The sequence below is a fragment of the Variovorax sp. VaC1 genome (genome assembly GCF_043658315.1).
Lineage (GTDB): Bacteria > Pseudomonadota > Gammaproteobacteria > Burkholderiales > Burkholderiaceae_C > Variovorax.
Map to the genome: position 1 here is coordinate 703685 of NZ_JBIGLT010000002.1, position 18201 is coordinate 721885.

18 protein-coding genes are annotated in these 18201 nt (G+C 67.2%); 11 read left to right on the forward strand and 7 right to left on the reverse strand.

The features are described from left to right. Positions 1-95: 95 nt before the first annotated feature. From ACGLHS_RS10260 to ACGLHS_RS10290, 7 genes are all read left to right on the forward strand, one after another. A complete protein-coding gene (locus ACGLHS_RS10260) occupies positions 96-1046 on the forward strand; it encodes an ABC transporter permease (RefSeq protein WP_093247323.1) in 951 nt (316 codons plus the stop codon). After that, the gene (locus tag ACGLHS_RS10265) at positions 1043-1918 is read left to right on the forward strand and encodes an ABC transporter permease (protein WP_394479279.1); all 876 of its coding nucleotides are present in this window, start codon (positions 1043-1045) and stop codon (positions 1916-1918) included. The genes ACGLHS_RS10260 and ACGLHS_RS10265 overlap by 4 nt, the downstream gene beginning before the upstream one ends. 5 nt (positions 1919-1923) lie before the next feature. Continuing rightward, positions 1924-2916 carry an ABC transporter ATP-binding protein gene (locus tag ACGLHS_RS10270; protein WP_394479282.1) on the forward strand — a complete coding sequence of 331 codons (993 nt, stop codon included), beginning with the start codon at positions 1924-1926 and terminating at the stop codon, positions 2914-2916. Continuing rightward, a complete protein-coding gene (locus ACGLHS_RS10275; protein ID WP_394479284.1) occupies positions 2913-3746 on the forward strand; it encodes an ATP-binding cassette domain-containing protein in 834 nt (277 codons plus the stop codon). The genes ACGLHS_RS10270 and ACGLHS_RS10275 overlap by 4 nt, the downstream gene beginning before the upstream one ends. Before the next feature lie 148 nt (positions 3747-3894). Beyond that, positions 3895-5385, forward strand: coding sequence for an ABC transporter substrate-binding protein (locus ACGLHS_RS10280; protein ID WP_394479286.1), 1491 nt, complete (start codon positions 3895-3897; stop codon positions 5383-5385). 230 nt (positions 5386-5615) lie between these two features. Next, positions 5616-7103, forward strand: coding sequence for an ABC transporter substrate-binding protein (locus ACGLHS_RS10285; RefSeq protein ID WP_394479289.1), 1488 nt, complete (start codon positions 5616-5618; stop codon positions 7101-7103). Beyond that, positions 7100-8524: an amidase gene (locus tag ACGLHS_RS10290; protein WP_394479291.1), complete on the forward strand. Its 1425-nt coding sequence runs from the start codon at positions 7100-7102 to the stop codon at positions 8522-8524. The genes ACGLHS_RS10285 and ACGLHS_RS10290 overlap by 4 nt, the downstream gene beginning before the upstream one ends. 30 nt (positions 8525-8554) lie before the next feature. Here the strand turns inward: ACGLHS_RS10290 and ACGLHS_RS10295 are convergent, their stop codons facing one another. Further along, the gene (locus ACGLHS_RS10295; protein ID WP_093247331.1) at positions 8555-9415 is read right to left on the reverse strand and encodes a LysR family transcriptional regulator; all 861 of its coding nucleotides are present in this window, start codon (positions 9413-9415) and stop codon (positions 8555-8557) included. A gap of 122 nt (positions 9416-9537) precedes the next feature. On the opposite strand from ACGLHS_RS10295, the gene ACGLHS_RS10300 reads away from it, so the two are divergent. Together ACGLHS_RS10300 and ACGLHS_RS10305 are read left to right on the forward strand one after the other, a co-directional pair. Next, entirely contained in the window at positions 9538-9936 is a 399-nt protein-coding gene (locus ACGLHS_RS10300; RefSeq protein ID WP_394479294.1) for a 4-oxalocrotonate tautomerase family protein, read from the forward strand. 30 nt (positions 9937-9966) lie between these two features. Next, entirely contained in the window at positions 9967-11340 is a 1374-nt protein-coding gene (locus ACGLHS_RS10305; RefSeq protein WP_394479296.1) for a tetratricopeptide repeat protein, read from the forward strand. Between the two features lie 13 nt (positions 11341-11353). Here ACGLHS_RS10305 and ACGLHS_RS10310 read toward each other — a convergent pair whose 3' ends face one another. Both ACGLHS_RS10310 and ACGLHS_RS10315 read right to left on the reverse strand, forming a co-directional pair. After that, positions 11354-12049, reverse strand: coding sequence for a histidine phosphatase family protein (locus tag ACGLHS_RS10310; protein WP_394479298.1), 696 nt, complete (start codon positions 12047-12049; stop codon positions 11354-11356). A gap of 31 nt (positions 12050-12080) precedes the next feature. Beyond that, positions 12081-12725: a Yip1 family protein gene (locus ACGLHS_RS10315; RefSeq protein WP_093247335.1), complete on the reverse strand. Its 645-nt coding sequence runs from the start codon at positions 12723-12725 to the stop codon at positions 12081-12083. A gap of 145 nt (positions 12726-12870) precedes the next feature. On the opposite strand from ACGLHS_RS10315, the gene ACGLHS_RS10320 reads away from it, so the two are divergent. Further along, entirely contained in the window at positions 12871-13587 is a 717-nt protein-coding gene (locus ACGLHS_RS10320; RefSeq protein WP_394479301.1) for an alpha/beta fold hydrolase, read from the forward strand. Positions 13588-13596: 9 nt separating this feature from the next. Here ACGLHS_RS10320 and pcp read toward each other — a convergent pair whose 3' ends face one another. From pcp to ACGLHS_RS10335, 3 genes are all read right to left on the reverse strand, one after another. Next, the gene (gene pcp, locus ACGLHS_RS10325) at positions 13597-14280 is read right to left on the reverse strand and encodes a pyroglutamyl-peptidase I (protein WP_394479304.1); all 684 of its coding nucleotides are present in this window, start codon (positions 14278-14280) and stop codon (positions 13597-13599) included. Positions 14281-14347: 67 nt separating this feature from the next. Beyond that, positions 14348-14602, reverse strand: coding sequence for a hypothetical protein (locus tag ACGLHS_RS10330; RefSeq protein WP_394479306.1), 255 nt, complete (start codon positions 14600-14602; stop codon positions 14348-14350). 18 nt (positions 14603-14620) lie between these two features. Then, the gene (locus tag ACGLHS_RS10335) at positions 14621-16228 is read right to left on the reverse strand and encodes a hypothetical protein (RefSeq protein WP_394479308.1); all 1608 of its coding nucleotides are present in this window, start codon (positions 16226-16228) and stop codon (positions 14621-14623) included. A gap of 241 nt (positions 16229-16469) precedes the next feature. On the opposite strand from ACGLHS_RS10335, the gene ACGLHS_RS10340 reads away from it, so the two are divergent. Then, positions 16470-17408, forward strand: a complete 939-nt coding sequence (locus ACGLHS_RS10340; protein WP_093247340.1) for a LysR family transcriptional regulator — start codon at positions 16470-16472, stop codon at positions 17406-17408. 34 nt (positions 17409-17442) lie between these two features. Here the strand turns inward: ACGLHS_RS10340 and pxpA are convergent, their stop codons facing one another. Beyond that, positions 17443-18177 (reverse strand): 5-oxoprolinase subunit PxpA, encoded by a 735-nt coding sequence (pxpA, locus tag ACGLHS_RS10345; RefSeq protein ID WP_394479311.1) that lies wholly within the window; start codon positions 18175-18177, stop codon positions 17443-17445. Positions 18178-18201: the final 24 nt, after the last annotated feature.

Sequence of the window (18201 nt, forward strand, 5' to 3'; positions counted from 1 at the left end):
GCCCCCGACCGCGTCAGGGCGGCATGCCGGTTAGTGACAAAGGTCTCATAAGCGGCACGCTTGTTGCGGGAGTCAGTTATGCTGCGCCCCGCCCCATGAGTCTGTTTTTATTCAAGCGCCTCGCCACGTTGATCGGCACGCTGATCGGCGCCTCCGTCATCGTTTTCCTGGTCCTGGAGATCCTGCCCGGCAACGCCGCGCAGATGCTCATGGGCCCGGACGCATCGCCTGAAGCCGTTGCGGCACTGGCGACCAAGCTCGGCCTCGACCAACCCGCGTGGACCCGCTACTGGCACTGGATCGGCGGCCTGCTCACCGGCAACCTGGGCGACAGCTACGCCTACAGCTCGCCCGTGCTCGACCTGATCCTCGAACGCCTGGCGCTGACCGTGCCGCTCGCGCTGCTGGCCATGACGCTCACCATCGTGATCGCCCTGCTGGTGGGCGTGACCGCCGCCGCACGCCACAACAAGCTCGGCGACGTCGGCCTGATGGGGCTGGCGCAGGTCGGTGTCGCCATTCCCAATTTCTGGTTCGCGATTCTTCTGATCCTCGTGTTCTCGGTGCAGCTGCAGTGGTTCTCCGCTGGTGGCTTCGAGGGCTGGGGTGAAGGCTTCTTCGCGGGCATCAAGTCGCTGCTGCTGCCAGCCCTGTCGCTGGCCGTGGTGCAGGCGGCGATTCTTGCGCGCATCACACGCTCAGCCGTGCTCGAAGTGATGCGCGAAGACTTCGTGCGCACCGCACGCGCCAAAGGTGTATCGCAGCGCGCCGTGCTGTGGACGCACGTGCTGCGCAACGCGATGATCCCGGTCATCACGGTGATGGGCATGCAGTTCTCCGAGCTGCTGGCCGGCACCATCGTGGTGGAGAACGTGTTCTACCTGCCGGGCCTGGGCCGGCTGATCTTCCAGGCCATCAGCAACCGCGACCTGATCGTGGTGCGCAACTGCGTGATGCTGCTCGCGGCACTGGTGGTCATCGTGAACTTCGTGGTCGACGTGCTGTATGCCGTGATCGATCCGCGCATCAAGGCCAGCGACATATGAGCGCCATCACAGCCCCGAGCGCTGCCGCGCTCAAGGTCCCCGGTTTCTGGCGCCGTGCGCTGCAGCACCGCAGCTTCGTCATCGGCGGCGTGCTCACGCTGCTCCTGTTGCTTGCAGCAGCCGTCTCGCTGGTCTGGACACCGTGGTCACCCTACGAGATGGACATGGCCAACAAGCTCAAGCCGCCGACCGGCGCGCACTGGCTGGGCACCGACACCTATGGGCGCGACGTCGCCTCGCTGCTGCTCGTGGGCGCGCGTGCATCGATTCTCGTCGGCGTGATCGCGGTCGGCATCGGCCTCGTCGTCGGCACAGCACTGGGCCTGCTGGCGGCCGCAAAGCGCGGCTGGGTTGAAGAAGCCATCATGCGGCTCACCGACTTCTCGCTGGCCTTCCCCGCCATCCTCTCGGCGATCATGCTCACGGCGGTGTTCGGCGCCGGCATCGTCAACGCCATCATCGCCATCGGCATCTACAACATCCCAACCTTTGCGCGCATCACGCGCGCCTCGGCCAATGCCATCTGGTCGCGCGAGTACGTGGCTGCGTCGCGCGCCTGCGGCAAGGGCCCGTTCGCGATCACGATGCAGCACGTGCTGCCCAACATCTCGGCGGTGCTGATCGTGCAGATCACGATCCGCTTCGCCATCGCCATCCTGGCCGAGGCCGCCCTCTCCTATCTGGGCCTGGGCACGCAGCCGCCGCAACCCTCGTGGGGCCGCATGCTCAGCGAGGCGCAGACCATGATGTTCCAGGCGCCCTTGCTCGCCGTGTTCCCCGGCATGGCCATCGCAATGGCCGTGCTGGGCCTGAACCTGCTGGGCGATGGCTTGCGCGACCTGCTCGACCCTCGCCTCGCCCGCGCCCGCTGAGCGCCATGCCTCTTCTCGAAGTCAACAACCTCCATATCGGCCTGCAGACGCAGCGTGGCCCGGCGCAGGCCGTGCGCGGCGTTTCGTTCTCGCTGGAGCGCGGCGAAACGCTGGGCATCGTCGGCGAATCGGGCTGCGGCAAGTCGATCACCGTGATGTCGCTGATGGGCTTGCTGCCCTCCACCGCCGACGTCACCGGCAGCATCAGGTTCGACGGCACCGAGCTTGTGGGCCGCGATGAAAAATCCATGTGCCAGATCCGCGGCAACCGCATCGGCATGATCTTCCAGGAGCCGATGACGGCACTGAATCCGGTGCACACCATCGCGCGCCAGGTCGGTGAGCCACTGCGGCTGCATCGCGGCCTGTCCAAGGCGGAAGCACGCAAGGAAGTGCTCGCGCTGCTCGACCGCGTGGGCATTCCCGATGCAGCTTCGCGCCTGGACGCGTACCCGCACCAGTTCTCGGGCGGCCAGCGCCAGCGCATCGGCATCGCGATGGCGCTCGCCTGCGGCCCCGACCTGCTGATCGCCGACGAGCCGACCACCGCGCTCGACGTCACGATCCAGAAGCAGATCCTCGAACTCATCCAGAGCCTCGTCGCGGAGCGCGGCATGGCGCTGATCCTGATCTCGCACGACCTCGGCGTGATCGCGCAGACCGTCTCGAAGATGCTCGTGATGTACGGCGGCAGCGTGGTCGAGAGCGGCCCGACCGAGGCCGTGTTCGCGCGTCGCGCCCATCCCTACACCCAAGGCCTGTTCGCCGCGCGCCCCGCCATCGGCGCACCGCGCGGCCTGCGCCTGGCCACCATCAAGGGAAGCGTGCCCGAGCTGGTCGACCTGCCGCCGGGCTGCCCCTTCGCGGGCCGCTGCAGCTACACCATCGACGCCTGCCAGACCACGCGGCCGCCGGCCACGATGCTGCCACAGGACCATGCGGTGCGCTGCATCCGCCTCGAAGAAATCGCGGCCAAAGGCCTTGCCCTCGCACCATGAGCGAATCCATTTCTTCTTCCACGCCGCTGCTGGCCGTGACCGACCTCGTTCGGCACTACGCGATGCCGCGTGAAAAGCTCTTCGGCCCACCGCCGACCGTGAAGGCGCTCAACGGCGTGAGCTTCGATGTGCAGGCCGGCAAGAGCGTCGGCATCGTCGGCGAATCAGGCTCCGGCAAATCGACCATCGCACGCCTCGTGATGGCACTGGACACACCGACCTCGGGCACCGTCTCGCTCGAAGGCCGCAACCTGCATGCGCTGTCGAAGGCCGAGCTGCGCACCGCGCGGCGCGACTTCCAGATGGTGTTTCAAGACCCGTACGGTTCGCTCGACCCGCGCCAGACCGTGGCACGCATCGTGGCCGAGCCGCTCGAAGCACTGGCCGAAACCAGCCGCGCGGTTCAACGCGAACGCGCAGCAGAAGCACTCGCTGCTGTCGGCCTTCGCACCACCGACATGGACAAGTACCCGCACGAGTTCTCCGGCGGCCAGCGCCAGCGCATTGCCATCGCACGCGCCCTCATCACGCGGCCCAAACTCATCGTGGCTGACGAACCCGTGAGCGCGCTCGACGTGTCGGTGCAAGCCCAGGTGCTCAACCTCATGCAGGACCTGCAGCAGCAGTTCGGCATCAGCTACCTGCTCATCAGCCACGACCTCGCGGTGGTCAACCACCTGTGCGACGACGTGTGCGTGGTGTGGCAAGGCAAGATCGTCGAGCAGGGCCCGCCCGGCGAGTTGTTCCGGCACGCGCAGCACCCCTACACGCGCACGCTGCTCGATGCGGTGCCGCGCACGCCCACGGGCGGCACCTTGCTCGCGGCATGAACGCGGCCTGAATCGCGGCATGAAGCCGGCCTGACACCGGGGCGTCGCCCGCCTCGCCTAGGATGAGTGGGTCATAAGCATCTGGTTGCGCAAAGCCCCCCGCCTCGCGGATGATGCTTGCCCCTTGTTTGGAGGACACCGCTTCATCATGCTCAAACGACGCACCCTGCTTGCCACCGCCGCCGCCCTGACACCGCTCGTGCTGCCCACCCTGGCGCTGGCACAAAGAAAAAAAGACGCGCTGGTGCTCGGGCTCACGCTGGAGCCCACGGGCCTCGACCCCACGGCCAAGGCTGGCGCCGAGATTTCCGAAGTGGTGCTCTACAACGTCTTCGAGACACTCACCAAGATCAACTCCGACGGCAACGTCACGCCGCTGCTGGCCGAGAGCTGGGAAGTCTCGCCCGACCTCAAGACCTATACCTTCAAGCTCAAGCGCGGCGTGAAGTTCCAGAACGGCGAGCCCTTCAGCGCCAGCACCGTCAAGTTCTCGTTCGATCGCGCGGCCGCAGCCGACAGCACCAACAAGGACAAGCGCACCTTCACCAACATCGCGACACAGGTGATCGACGAGCACACGGTGGTGCTGATCAGCAAGGAGATCGAGCCCGACCTGCTGTTCCTGCTCGGTCAGTCTTCCGCCATCCTGGTCGACCCCAAGACGGTCGAGACCAACGCCACCAAGCCGATCGGCACCGGCCCCTACCGGCTCGACAGCTGGTCCAAGGGCTCGGGCATCGTGCTTGCCAAGTGGGACGGTTTTCGCAACGCCGAAGCCGTGCAGATCCGCAAGGCCAGCTTCCGCTTCATCTCGGAGCCGGCCGCGCAGACCACCGCGCTGCTGTCCGGCGACATCGACCTGTTTCCGCATGCCTCGGTCTCGCGCAGCCTTGCGCAGTTCCAGAACGACAAGCGCTTCCAGGTGGTGTTCAATGCCTCGCGCGGCAAGGCCATCCTTGCGATCAACAACAAGCGCAAGCCGCTCGACGACGTGCGCGTGCGCCGCGCCATCTCCGCGGCCATCGACCGCAAGGCCGTGATCGAAGCCGCCATGGACGGCCGTGGCGTGGCCATCGGCAGCCACTACGTGCCGGGTGCGCCGGGCTACATCGACACCACTGGCATCAACCCCTACAACGTCGAGAAGGCGAAGCAGTTGCTGGCCGAAGCCGGCGTGAAGACCCCGCTCGAACTCGAGCTCGTGCTGCCGCCTCCGCCCTACGCGCGGCAAGGCGGTGAACTCATCGCCGCGCAACTGGCCAAGGTGGGCATCGTCGCGAAGATCCAGAACGTCGAATGGGCGCAATGGATGAGCGGCACCTATGGCAACAAGAACTACGACCTCTCGCTGATCCTGCATGTCGAGCCCTTCGACCTCGTGAACTACACCAAGCCCGAGTACTACTGGGGCTACCAGTCGGCGAAGTTCAACGACGCGTTCAACAAGGCACGCAACAGCGCGCGCAGCGCGGACCGCCTGCGCTACCTCGGCGATGCGCAGCGCATCCTGGCCGAGGACGCGGCCAACGTCTTCCTGTTCCAGCCGCAGTTCATCACGGTGGCGGCGCGCAACCTGCGCGGCCTCTGGAAGGACGCACCGATCTTCGTGAACGACATCGCCGCGTTGTCCTGGGCCTGACAGGGCTCCGAGCAGGGCCAGATCGGACCGCGCCCTACGGGAACGTCCCGAGGAAAAACCGCCTTCGCGAGCGCACGCCGGCATGCCTGCTGCGAGAGAATGACCGGCTGCGCACGTGGCATCTTTCGTGCTGCGTGTCCGTTCTTTCGCGGTGTCGCGCCTCCCTTCGGGGCATGGCGCACGCCGAAGCAGTCATTCGACCCTGGCTTGTTTTTCCGGAGATCACACGTATGTTGAACCGCCGCACCCTCCTTACCACCGCTGGCGCCACCGTCGCGCTGGCCACCCCGCTCGCCGGCATGGCGCAGGGCAGGAAGGACGCCATCGTGATCGGCATGGCGCTCGAACCGCCGGGGCTCGACCCGACCACGGGTGCAGCGGCCGCGATCGCCGAGGTCGTGCAGTACAACATCCTGGAGACGCTCACCAAGATCAACGCCGACGGCAACGTCACGCCGCTGCTGGCCGAGAGTTGGGAAGTCTCGCCCGACCTCAAGACCTACACCTTCAAGCTCAAGCGCGGCGTGAAGTTCCAGAACGGCGAGCCCTTCAATGCGGCGGCCGTCAAGTTCTCGTTCGACCGCGCCGGCGGCGAGAAGAGCACCAACAAGGACAAGCGCACCTTCGCCAACCTCGCGACGCAGGTGATCGACGACTACACCGTCGTCATCATCAACAAGGAGATCGACCCCGACCTGCCCTTCGTGCTGGGCCAGGCCACGGCCGTGATCGTCGAGCCGAAGAGCGCCGAGACCAACGCCAACAAGCCGGTCGGCACCGGCCCCTACAAGCTCGACAGCTGGGCCAAGGGCTCGTCGCTCACGCTGAGCAAGTGGGATGGCTTCCGCAGCCCCGCCACCGCGAAGATCAACAAGGTCACCTTCCGCTTCATCTCCGACACGGCCGCGCAGGCCGCCGCGCTGATGGCGGGCGACGTGGACGTGTTCACGCGCATCGGCACGCGCGTGGTGCCGCAGTTCAAGATGAACCCGCAGTTCCAGGTGATCCTGGCGGGCTCGCGCGCCAAGACCATCCTGTCGATCAACAACCGCAAGAAGCCGCTGGACGACGTGCGCGTGCGCCGCGCGATCCTTGCGGCCATCGACCGCAAGGCCGTGATCGAAGGCGCGGCCGACGGCTTCGGCGTGCCCATCGGCAGCCACTACGTGCCGGGCGCGGCGGGCTATGTCGACACCACCGGCATCAACCCCTTCGACGTCGAGAAGGCCAAGAAGCTGCTCGCCGAAGCCGGCGTGAAGACACCGCTCGAACTCACGATGACGCTGCCGCCGCCACCTTACGCACGCCAGGGCGGTGAAGTGATCGTGGCCGAGCTTGCCAAGATCGGCATCGTCGTGAAGGTGCAGAACGTCGAATGGGCGCAGTGGCTCAGCGGCACCTACGGCAACAAGGACTATGACCTGTCGATCGTGTCGCACGTCGAACCCTTCGACCTCGGCAACTACGCCAAGTCGGACTACTACTGGGGCTACCAGTCGAAGGCCTTCAACACGCTGTTCGACAAGATCAAGACCACGGGCAACGCCGCCGAGCGCAACAAGCTGCTGGGCGACGCACAGAAAATGCTGGCCACCGACGCGGCCAACGGCTTCCTGTACCAGCCGCAGTTCCCGACCATCGCGAAGAAGAACGTCAAGGGCCTCTGGAAAGAGAACCCGATCTTCGTGAACGATCTGTCGGCGCTGTCCTGGGGATGAACGCCGCAGTGTCCGATGCACATCTGCTGAGCGACCTGTCCGCGCAGGAACTCGCCGCCGCCTACCGCGAAAAGAAGCTCTCGCCGGTCGAGGTCGCGCAGGCCGTGATCGCGCAGATCGAACGCTGGGAGCCGCACCTGCAGGCCACGTGGCTCTTCCGGCCCGAGGCAGCGCTCGCGCAGGCACGCGCGTCGGAAGCACGCTGGCAGCGCGGCGATGCGCTCGGCCCGCTCGACGGCGTGCCGACCACCATCAAGGAAAACATCGCCACGCGCGGCGACCCGCTGCCCGCGGGCACGGCCGCCGTCGACCTGAAGCCCGCCGCGGCCGATGCACCGCCGGCCGCGCGCCTGAAGGAAGCCGGCGCGGTGATCGTGAGCAAGACCACCATGCCCGACTACGGCATGTTGTCGTCGGGCCTGTCGAGCTTTCACACGCTGGCGCGCAACCCGTGGGACCTGAGCCGAACACCGGGCGGCTCCAGCGCGGGTGCCGGTGCGGCAGCTGCCGCAGGCTACGGTCCGCTGCACCTGGGCACCGACATCGGCGGCTCGTTGCGGCTGCCTGCCAGCTGGTGCGGCATCTTCACGCTCAAGCCGAGCCTGGGCCGCATTCCGATCGATCCACCGTACATGGGCCGCGCGGCGGGTCCGATGACGCGAAGCGTCGGCGATGCCGCGCTGATGATGCAGGCGCTGGCCAAGCCCGATGCGCGGGACAGCATGAGCCTGCCGGTGCAGGACATCGACTGGGCCGGCTTCGACGTATCGCCCGATCACCTGCGCGGCCTGCGCATCGGGCTGCTGCTCGACGCGGGTTGCGGCCTGGCAGTCGAGCCCGAGATACAGACGGCCGTCGAACACGCGGCGCGCCTGTTCGAAAAAGCCGGCGCCATCGTCGAGACGATGCAGCCCTTCATGTCGCAGGCCATGCTCGACGGCATGGACCACCTGTGGCGCATGCGCTCGCTGGTCGACATGAAGGCCCTGCGCCCCGACCAGCGCGCGAAGGTGCTGCCCTACATCCGCGAGTGGGCCGAGAGCGCGGCCGAGTTCAGCGGCGAGCACGTGTTCCGTGGGTTCAGCCAGTTCCACGCCACGCGCGTGGCAGCCGTCCAGGCATGCGCACGCTTCGACTACGTGATCTCGCCGGTGTCGCCCAACATGCCCGCCGCGGCAGAGGCGCCTTCGCCGACCAACGACCCGCTGCGGCCACTGGAGCACATCGGCTTCACGGTGCCCTTCAACATGTCGGAGCAGCCCGCGTCTTCGGTCAACTGCGGCTACTCGGCCGGTGGGCTGCCCATCGGCCTGCAGATCGCGGGGCAGCGCTTCGACGATCTCGGCGTGCTGCGCGTGTCGCGTGCGTTCGAGCAGATCCGGGAAGTGCAACGCCCCTGGCCGCAAGTGCCCGGGCGCTGAAAGAACACCGGGCCCTCGGGCGCGGCGGCCTCACACCAGGTGCGAGGCCAGCAGCTCCCGGGCCCGCGTGACGAATGCGGTCTCTCCTCGCCGCGCCGGCAGAAACTGGAAGGCCACACGCGGCAACGCGGGCAGCCCGTGCGGTGGCGTCAACCTCGCCACCCCCTCGGAAATGGCGGATTCGTTGAGGCACGCCACCCCCAAGCCCGCAGCCAGCGCCGACTGCAACCCCGCCACGCCAGAGGCCACATGCGCCAGCACATAGGGCACATGCCGCCGCCGCAACAGCGCCACGGTGAACTGGTGCAGCGAACAGGTGTCGGGCAGCACCAGCAACCGCACAGGCTCGCCGCGCGTCGGCCGCACGCCGGTCGCTGCCAGCCACACCAGCGATTCACGACGGATCACGGCGGCACGCGCCTGCGCCGGGGAAGCGCCGGCGATGTCCATCGCCAGCCCGACGTCGAAATCTCCTCGCGCATACGCCGCCCGCAGTTCGTCGCTCTTCAGGATGCTCACGTGCAGCCGGACCTGCGGATAGCTTTCTCCGAGGCGGCCTAGCAGCCGCGTGAGATCGCCGGGACGGAAGTAGTCGGTCACCGCGAGCCGCAGTTCGCCCTGCAGCGTCTCGCCATGCAGATCGCGGAATGCCTCGTCGCTGAGCGCGAGGATGCGCCGCGCATACGCCAGCAGCCGCGTGCCCGCCTCCGTCGGTGCGACGCCCGCCTTGCTGCGCGTGAGCAGCGACTGCCCCGCCCGCTCTTCGAGCTTGCGGATCTGCTCGCTGACCGACGACTGCGACAGGAACACGCGCGGCGCGGCCGCCGTGAGGCTGCCCGCGTCGACGACGGCGGCCAGGGTGCGAAGCTGCTCCAGGTCGAATCCTTGCATTGCCTATCCATCCGCTTATCCGATGGATTCGATCATATCTTCCCGCTTTTCCGATGGCGCTGGAATTCTCACAATCACCCCATCGTTCATTCATTTCCTCACTGCCACCGAAGGAGTTCACCATGCCTCACATCGTCATCCACCTTTCCGGCGAACCCGATGCCGACCTCACCCGCAAGGCCGTCAACGCGGTCGGAGAACTCACCCAGAGCGTGCTCGGAAAGCAGCTGCCGGTGATCGCCACCACGGTGCAGTACATCGCCGCCGACGCCTGGTTCATCGGCGGCCAGTCGCTGGCCTCGCTCGGCAAGTCGGCCTTTCACCTGGACATCAGCATCACCGACGAAACCAACACCAAGGCCGAGAAGGCGCGTTACCTGCGCGAAGTGCATGCGGCCATGGCGAAGCTGCGGCCGAACCTGCACGAGGTGTCGTACATCCACGTGATCGACGCGCGCGGCGCGGCCTACGGCTACGGCGGCAAGACGCAGGAGTACCGCCACCAGCAAGCCGGGGTTTGAAGCATCGCCGGGGGCATGGCACCATGCGCCATGCCCTCCGGAAACCCCACGAACATCGCTGTGCCAGCCGCCGACAGCCTCGGCAATCCACTCACCCTCGACGACATCTCCAGCCTGCCGCTGGTCGACGACTTCGTCATGGGATTCATCTCGACCGAGGCGCGGGCCGTCAACCTGCTGGCGGTGGCGCAAGCCGATGCCAGCCCGATCGTGCAGGCCTACTGCGCCACGCTGCACCTGTTCGCCGAGTCGCGCGAAGCCGTCGCCAACGCACGGCCGTTTCTCGACAAGGCCAGGGCCGGCGCCGCGCGCGCCACACCGCGCGAGCAGCGCTACATCGCGGCCATCGAGGCCTGGGCCGATGGCGACATCGCACGTGCGATCGCGCTGCATGCCGAGCAGGCCCGCGAGCATCCGCGCGACCTGGTGTCGGTCAAGCTCGGCCAGTACCACTGCTTCAACACCGGCGACTGTCCGGGCATGCTGCGGCTGGCGCTGGCCGTGCTGCCCTCGGCGGCCGACGTGCCCTACGTGCACGGCATGACGGCCTTCGGCTACGAGCAATGCCACCTGATGCGCGAGGCCGAAGCCAGCGCCCGCCGCGCGATCTCGATGTGCCGCAAGGAACCGTGGGCACACCACGCATTGGCGCACGTGATGCTCACCGAGGGCCGGCTCGCCGAAGGGCTGGCGTTCATGCAAAGCGTGAGCGACACCTGGACCGGGCTCAACTCCTTCATGGTCACGCACAACTGGTGGCACGTGGCGCTGTTCCTCATCGACCTGGGCCGCGATGCCGAGGCGCTCGCGGTGTACGACGAACACGCCTGGGGCGTGGTGAAGGACTATTCGCAGGACCAGATCGGCGCGGTGTCGCTGCTCGCGCGCCTGGAGCTGGCGGGCATCGACGTGGGCACGCGCTGGAACGACGTGGCGGGCTACCTGCTGCAGCGCCAGGCCGACCACGTGCTGCCTTTTCTCGATCTGCAATACCTCTACGGACTCGCACGCGCCGGTCGGCCCGAGGCCGGCACGCTGCTGCGCAACATCGAAGCCTTCGCACCCGGCGCACCGCCGTCGACGCGGGCGGCATGGCAACGCGTCTGCGTGCCTGCGGCGCATGGGCTCGTGGCGCACGCGCGTGGCGACTTCGCGGGGGCCATCGAAGGCCTGGGCGTGGCCTTGCCGCGTCTGATCGAGATCGGCGGCAGCCACGCGCAACGCGATCTGTTCGAGCAGCTGTACCTCGATGCGCTGGTGCGCATCGGCACCGAATCGACGCTCGCTGCGGCGCAGGGCATCCTGCAGCAGCAGGTCAACGGCCAGCCCGAGTCGCTGCGCCTGCGCCGGCAGGCGGGTGCGGTCTATGCGCGGCTGGGGCTCGGCCAGCTTCCTCGAGGCTGAGGAAGCACGCCGCTCACTTGTTCTTCAGGTGCCGCGTCTGGTCGTAGGTCGGCTGGGGCGGCAGGTCGGCCAGGTGCCGGGTGTCGGCCCAGTCGACGATCTCGATCACTTCCGGCTTGGCCGGGTCGGCGATGCGGATGCGGTTGAAGCCCGCATTGGGAATGTCGCTCCGGCGCGGCCCGCTCAGGCTCAGCCCCTTGGCGGTGCGCCACACCATGTCGAGCACGCCGCCGTGGGTGACCACGATCAGGTGCTGCCCCGTGTGCGCGGTGGCGATGCCACCCAGCGCCGCGATGATGCGCGCATGGAACTCGCGCGGCGTCTCGCCTTCGGGCATGGCGTGGTCTTCGCGGAACTCCAGCCACTCTTCCCAGGCGCGCGGATGCAGGCTCTGGATTTCGTCGGAGCGCATGCCCTCGACAACACCGAAGAACTGCTCGCGCAGCGCCGCCGAGGTCACCACCGGCAGCGACAGCTGCAGCGCGGCGGGCGCTGCGGTCTGCTGCGCGCGCATCAGGTCGCTGCTGATGAGGTGCTGTACTGCGGTCTCGCCGGCGAGCCGCAAGCCGATGCGGCGTGCCTGCTCGTGGCCGATGTCGTTGAGCGGTACATCGGCATGGCCCTGGAAGCGCAGCTCGCGGTTCCAGGCGGTCTCGCCGTGGCGGATGAGGATGATGTCGGTGGTGGTGTCGGGTTTGGGCGTTGGCATTGCCGCCCATTTTCCACCCTGCACATGACGCTCAGGCGGTGGCACTCACGCTTTGTTGCATGGCCACCACCGCATCGACCGGCAGCAGGCCCACGCCCAGGCGCACCGGCGAAGGCGTGAGCAGCGCCAGCACCCACGAAATGATGAAGCCGCCGACGATGGCGCAGACCACGACCACGGCCGTGTACGCAATGGCCTTGTCGGGCGGGCACTTCATCAGCACCGGCAGCCCGGTGTAGAGCAGGTAGACGCCATACAGCGCCACCAGCGCACCGATGATCGCCAGCGAAGGCAGCAGGCTGAAGACACCGCCGACGAAGGCCGCGGTGCTCGCGTAGGCCGAAAGCTTGAGCGCGCCGATCTGGCTCTTGGTGCCATCGAAGGTCGGCGCCATCGCATCGATGATCAGCGCGAGCACGAACACCATCACCAGCGACAGCACATAGCCCACGACCATGTTCGCGAGCCCCGCGCCGAGCGGCACGCGAAAGCTCACGCCGAAGGCGCCGATGCCGATCAGCGACAGGCCGATGAAGCCCGCCACCGCCGGGATCAGCGCAAGGATCATCACGTAGTTCTTGTAGAGCGAGGCGGCGTCGGCCGGCTCGGCATCGATCTCGGGCCAGGTGGCCTTGGGCTTGAGCAGGATCGCCTGCACGCGTTCAACCAGGTTCATGTTCTTGTCCTCGACATGGATCGCAAAGGCTCGCGCGACAGGCCGCGCAGCGCCCGAAAGTATGTCGATGGCGACCCGCGCTGGCTGCTGGTCATGAAGCCTATGCCGTTACGCCGATGGCCACGATCGCGCAGAATCCGTCTCCATGCCAAATCTTGTCCTGCTGCCCGGCCTCGCCTGCGACGAGCGCCTCTGGGAAGCCCAGCTCCCCGCCCTTCCCTCCGTCTTCCAGCCCCGCGTGAGCAACGCCCAGACGCGCAACGACAGCATCGAAGGCATGGCCGCCGCCGTGCTGCGCGAGCACGACGGCCCGCTGGTGCTGTGCGGCGCGTCGATGGGCGGCATGGTCGCGATGGAAGCGGCCCGGCAGGCGCCCGAACGCATCGCCGGCCTGGCACTGCTGGGCACCAGCGCGCGGCCCGAGACGCCCGACATGTTCACGCTGCGCGAGGGCGCCATCGAATACTTCGAGCGCGGCGAACTGCGCGACGTGATCGAGCCGAACGTGTACTTCGCCTTTCACCCCACGCAGGCGGCCGACCCGGTGCTCGTGCAGCGCTACCTGGACATCGTGCTCGGTGCCGGCGCGGCCCAGCTCATCAGCCAGAACCGCGCGGTGATGCGGCGGCCCGACGCGCGCCTGCACCTGCCCTCGCTGCGCGCGCCGGTGCTGCTGATGTGCGGCGACGACGACCGCCTGGCCCCGCCCGAATGCACGCGCGAGATGGCCGCGCTGCTGCCGCAGGCCGAGGTCGTGTGGGTGCCGCAATGCGGCCACATGCTGACGATGGAAAAGCCCGACCTCGTCAACGCGGCGCTGAACGGCTGGCTGGCGAAGCAGTTCCCTTCTTCGGTCGCCTGATACGGCTCATCAGTGCAGCTGGCCGCCGGTCTCGGCGATGTCCTGCCTGACCTTGAGCGCGGTGGTCACCGCGATCCGCAGCGCCTGCACCATGGTGTCGAGCGACATGCTCGGCGCGCCCGGGAAGCGGGCCGCCTGATCGGGCAGGTAGGGAATGTGGATGAAGCCGCCCCGCAACCCCGCCACCGGGTGCGTGGCGATGCGATGCATCAGGCCGTAGAAGATGTGGTTGCACACGAAGGTGCCCGCGGTGTTCGACACCGAGGCCGGCACGCCGGCGGCGCGCAGGTCGCGCACGATGGCCTTGATGGGCAGCGTCGAAAAATACGCAGCGGGCGCGCCCGGCACCACGGGCACGTCGATCGGCTGGCGACCCACGTTGTCGGCCACGCGCCCGTCGTCGATGTTGATGGCGATGCGCTCGACCCCGACCTCCGCGCGGCCACCGGCCTGGCCGATGCACAACACGAGACGCGGCTTCAGTTCGTCCATGGCGCGCAGCAGCGTGTCGATGGCATCGCCGAACACACAGGGCACCTGCCGCGCGTGCACGATGGCGCGGCCGACCTTCCAGCCATCGAGCGCGCGAACCGCCTCCCATGACGGATTGACCACCTCCTGCTCGAATGGGTCAAAACCGGTGAGCAGGACGCGTACGGGTGGAGAAGAAGACGACGACTTGGGCTGGGTCATGGGCAACCTTCGGCGGGATGTGCCGAAGGTACCGCAATGAGGCCCGCGGCGGCAGCCCCTACTGCCCCTACTTCTTGGGCGCTAGGTCGAGCGGGCTGGCCGGCAGGTCGGTGCGCACGGGCTCGGGTTTCTGCTCGATCTTGCAGTCCTGATCCTTGAACGGTCCGGCCTGCTTGATCCAGTCGGGGCTGATCTCGTTCTGCGAACACGCGACCTTGCCGCTGTCCTTGTTCTTGAACAGGTAGAAGCCACCGCTGGGCTGGGCCATGGCTGCGCCGCACAGCGTGATGCCGAGGGCGAATGCGAGGAATCGGAATTTCATGGTCATGCTCCTCGGGGATTACAGCGAGCCCGCTGCCAGGGTGTTGGCCAATGCGACCACAAGGTTGCGGGCCTGCGCCACGATGGCGTCACGGCGGCCTTCGAAGGTCGCGTCGGTGATCTTGCCGTCGCTGCCGGTACCAAATTTTGTCATGATGGGTGTATGAATGTGCCCGGCCGGGATCTGTAGTTTGAAGGTGTCTCGCAGCAGGGTGTTGCGGTAAGCGCTCGCGTTGGACAGGTAGTTCCCGCCGCCGCCAGTGTTCGCGCAGTTCTTGTCGTAAGGCCCGATGGCACCCTTGATGCAATCCCGGGGTGTCCACGTGTCGCGGCGCACGACAGTCCACCCGGTCGTCGGCTTGAGCGGGTCGTCCCAGTTGACGACACCCGCGCCCGTCTTCGCATCGATCATCTGCTGGAAGGGCAGCGTCGAGCCGGTGAACTGCGGCGGCGACTCCCTGACCCAGGGCCGGGACGCATAACCCAGCCAACGCTCCGGCGGATGGATGTCGCAATCCAGCGAGGCGGGATATCCGCCCGCATCGGAACACGCTGGCCAGACGTTGTCGTTGCCCGGGATGCTCGCGAGGTGGTAGCGGCCGTTGAAGTGCTCCAGGTCGAATTCACCGCCGCCCTGGCTCATGCTGACGGAGGCATCGACGCGCTTGGTACCGGACTTGAACCACGGCCCCAGCGTGTCTTCCTGCATGCCCTGAATGAAGGGCCCATAGTTCACGGGAAGGATGAAGGTGTGGATGACGGCCGTGGTGCCGTCGGCAAGCGCCACGGTATTGCCGTCCAGCGACAGAATGGTCGCACCCGATGGGTTGCCGATCCGGATGTTGGGATCGGTACTGCCCGGCTGGCCCAGCGTGAACGGATCGAAGCCACTCACCAGGATGCGCTTGTACTTCGGCCCTTCAGGAAAGTCGATCGCGTACTGGCCCCGCGAAGCGCGCTCGAACTCGTTCTGCAGTGCCGCGCGCTGGTCGTCCGTCAATGGAAAGTCGGGCTTCCACTGGCGCAGCGCCAGCGTCATGGTGAGGCGCGCCCAGTACAGCATGCGATCGTCGCTCTTCGGCAGCGTGCCTTGCACGGTACGGCCCTGCACGCGGTCCAATGCGGCCTGCCAGAGCTTCTGGCCTTCGGCATGAAGCAGCGTCACGGTGTCGTCGTAGGTGGAAGCGCCCGCGAGACCGTTGCTGCACAGCTTGTTGGCGAAGTCGGGGCCGAACTTGTCGAAGCCGCTGGCCTGCAGCAGTTGCTGCGAGAAGCTCAGCGCGTCGCTGCTCGACAGCTTGTTGGGCAAACGTTGCTCTTCGTAAGACGCGGCCACCGTCGTGTCCATCGCGCACTTGGCCTGGATCGCGGGAGGCGCAGGCGGTGCTGGTGGCGCTGGAGGTGCCGGCGGTGCAGGCGGGTTCACGGCAGGCGGTGGCGCAGGCGGCGGTGGCGGCGTCGCCCCCCCTGCCGCTGCAGCGGCTGCCGCATTCGCCGCCGCAATGGCCGCGAGCGCGGCCGCGTCGTTCCCGTTCCCGCCTCCCCCTCCGCAGCTCGCAAGGACCAGCGCGCCAACGCCGAGTGCGACCGCTGTTTTCAGCCGCCTGGCAATGATCGTACGTTTCATCTTTTCCATTCCCTCTGATGGATCGTGTGAAGGCCGTGCAGCGTCCCTGGCACGACTTCTGCAGGCGTCGAAGCCAATCGACGTCTGCAGAAACCGGCTTCGCAAGGGGGCGGGTTGCACCTCTGTGTCTGTGTGACGGCTTTATGAAAACATGTCGCCTCGGGTGCTGTCGAACGAGTTTTTGTTGATGAGCCGATAACAAAAATTCGCCAGACGCCTGAACGCAGGGAGAACTTCACCAGTGAACACACGATTCCTCGAGACGCTCGTCATGCTCGATCGGCTCAAGAGCTTTCGCGAGACGGCACAGATGCTGTGCACCACCCAGGCGGCCGTGTCCAAGCGCATCGAAGCGCTGGAAGAAGAGTTGGGCGTGCAGCTTGTCGACCGCACGCAGCGCGCGCTCAAGCTCACGATCATCGGAGAGCAGGTGGTGTGCCAGGCCGAGCAAATGCTCGCGTTGGAGAAGCAGCTGAAACTGTCCGTCCACCCCGACGCGCCGCCTTCGGGCCGGGTGCGCATCGGCGTGATCGAAACGGTGGTGCACACCTGGCTCACGCCGCTGATCCACACACTGAGCGAGCGGCTGCCGGCCATCGAGCCCGACATCACGGTCGACACCGCCTACAACCTGCGCGAGCAGTTCAGGCACCGCAAGTTCGACATGCTGATCCAGAACGACGACATCGCGGACGTGGCCTGCAACGAAGGCGCGACCGTCACGCCGCTGTGCCGCTTTCCGATGCTGTGGATCGCACGCCCCGCGGTGCTGCCGAAGGCACGGACCCTGCGGCTCGAAGACCTGGAGCGGGTGCCGGTGCTCACCTTTTCCCGCACCTCGGGGCCGCGCGCGCATGTCAGGGCGCTGTTCGCGGGCCGCGCCACGGAGCCGCGCGTGTGCAGCTTTCCGTCTGTGCAGTCGATCATCCAGCTCACGAAAGGCGGCTTCGGCGTGGCGGCGATTCCGCCGATCTTCGTGCGCGAGGAGCTGGCCGAGGGCTATCTCGAAATCCGCGAAGGGCCTGCGCTGCCACCGATGGTGATCACGGTGGCCCATGCGCGCGACACGGCGCCTGCCGTGCATGCGGTCGCCAAGCTCACGCGGGCCATCGTGGCCGACTACTGCGCCGAAGCGGGAGAAGAATGGGTCAGTGCGCTGTCGCCCGCGCCGCTGTCATGAGCGAACGCATGAGCGGCGCCGACGGCACAACCGTTCAGGCGCGAACCGCGATGCCCTCGGCCTGCAGCCGCTCGCGGATGCGGCGCGCAAAGGCCAGCGCATGAGCACCATCGCCATGCAGGCACACGGTCTGCGCATTGACGGCCACGGTGCTGCCATCGATGGCGGTTACGCGGTGGTCGCGCACGAGTGAAATCGTCTGCGCGATCGATTGCTCTTCGCTCTCGATGAGCGCACCGGGCTGGCTGCGCGGCACCAGGCTGCCGTCGGGCATGTAGCCGCGGTCGGCGAACACTTCCTCGACGGGCGTGAGACCGGCGCGGCGCGCGGCGTCGATCATGTGGCTGCCGGCCAGGCCGAAGAACTTGAGCGAGGGGTCGAAGCGACGCACCGCCTCGCACAGCGCATCGGCGAGTTCGGGCTCTTTCACCGCCTGGTTGTAGAGCTGGCCATGCGCCTTCACGTGCGAGAGCGTGCCGCCCTCGGCCTTGACGATCGCGGCCAGCGCGCCGACCTGGTAGAGCACGTTGGCCACGATCTCTTCGGGTGGCAGGTGCATGGTGCTGCGGCCGAAGTTCTCGCGGTCCGGAAAGCTCGGATGCGCGCCGATGGCCACGCCGTGCTGAATGGCCCAGCGCACGCATTGCTGCATGGTTCTGGCGTCGCCCGCGTGCCAGCCGCAGGCGATGTTGGCGGAGCTCACGAGGCCGAGCAATGCTTCGTCGCTGCCGGCGCCTTCGCCGAGGTCGGCGTTGAGGTCGATGTGCATGGGGAGGTTCCTTCTTCTGCGGCG

What these genes read in the sequence shown, in the direction of transcription:
- ACGLHS_RS10265 (WP_394479279.1), top strand. Translation starts at nt 1,043, where the DNA reads ATGAGCGCCATCACAGCCCCGAGCGCTGCCGCGCTCAAGGTCCCCGGT.
- ACGLHS_RS10310 (WP_394479298.1), bottom strand. Translation starts at nt 12,049, where the DNA reads ATGCCAACGCCCAAACCCGACACCACCACCGACATCATCCTCATCCGC.
- pxpA (WP_394479311.1), bottom strand. Translation starts at nt 18,177, where the DNA reads ATGCACATCGACCTCAACGCCGACCTCGGCGAAGGCGCCGGCAGCGAC.
- ACGLHS_RS10335 (WP_394479308.1), bottom strand. Translation starts at nt 16,228, where the DNA reads ATGAAACGTACGATCATTGCCAGGCGGCTGAAAACAGCGGTCGCACTC.
- ACGLHS_RS10305 (WP_394479296.1), top strand. Translation starts at nt 9,967, where the DNA reads ATGCCCTCCGGAAACCCCACGAACATCGCTGTGCCAGCCGCCGACAGC.
- ACGLHS_RS10275 (WP_394479284.1), top strand. Translation starts at nt 2,913, where the DNA reads ATGAGCGAATCCATTTCTTCTTCCACGCCGCTGCTGGCCGTGACCGAC.
- ACGLHS_RS10285 (WP_394479289.1), top strand. Translation starts at nt 5,616, where the DNA reads ATGTTGAACCGCCGCACCCTCCTTACCACCGCTGGCGCCACCGTCGCG.
- ACGLHS_RS10300 (WP_394479294.1), top strand. Translation starts at nt 9,538, where the DNA reads ATGCCTCACATCGTCATCCACCTTTCCGGCGAACCCGATGCCGACCTC.
- ACGLHS_RS10260 (WP_093247323.1), top strand. Translation starts at nt 96, where the DNA reads ATGAGTCTGTTTTTATTCAAGCGCCTCGCCACGTTGATCGGCACGCTG.
- ACGLHS_RS10330 (WP_394479306.1), bottom strand. Translation starts at nt 14,602, where the DNA reads ATGAAATTCCGATTCCTCGCATTCGCCCTCGGCATCACGCTGTGCGGC.
- ACGLHS_RS10280 (WP_394479286.1), top strand. Translation starts at nt 3,895, where the DNA reads ATGCTCAAACGACGCACCCTGCTTGCCACCGCCGCCGCCCTGACACCG.
- ACGLHS_RS10290 (WP_394479291.1), top strand. Translation starts at nt 7,100, where the DNA reads ATGAACGCCGCAGTGTCCGATGCACATCTGCTGAGCGACCTGTCCGCG.
- ACGLHS_RS10315 (WP_093247335.1), bottom strand. Translation starts at nt 12,725, where the DNA reads ATGAACCTGGTTGAACGCGTGCAGGCGATCCTGCTCAAGCCCAAGGCC.
- pcp (WP_394479304.1), bottom strand. Translation starts at nt 14,280, where the DNA reads ATGACCCAGCCCAAGTCGTCGTCTTCTTCTCCACCCGTACGCGTCCTG.
- ACGLHS_RS10295 (WP_093247331.1), bottom strand. Translation starts at nt 9,415, where the DNA reads ATGCAAGGATTCGACCTGGAGCAGCTTCGCACCCTGGCCGCCGTCGTC.
- ACGLHS_RS10270 (WP_394479282.1), top strand. Translation starts at nt 1,924, where the DNA reads ATGCCTCTTCTCGAAGTCAACAACCTCCATATCGGCCTGCAGACGCAG.
- ACGLHS_RS10320 (WP_394479301.1), top strand. Translation starts at nt 12,871, where the DNA reads ATGCCAAATCTTGTCCTGCTGCCCGGCCTCGCCTGCGACGAGCGCCTC.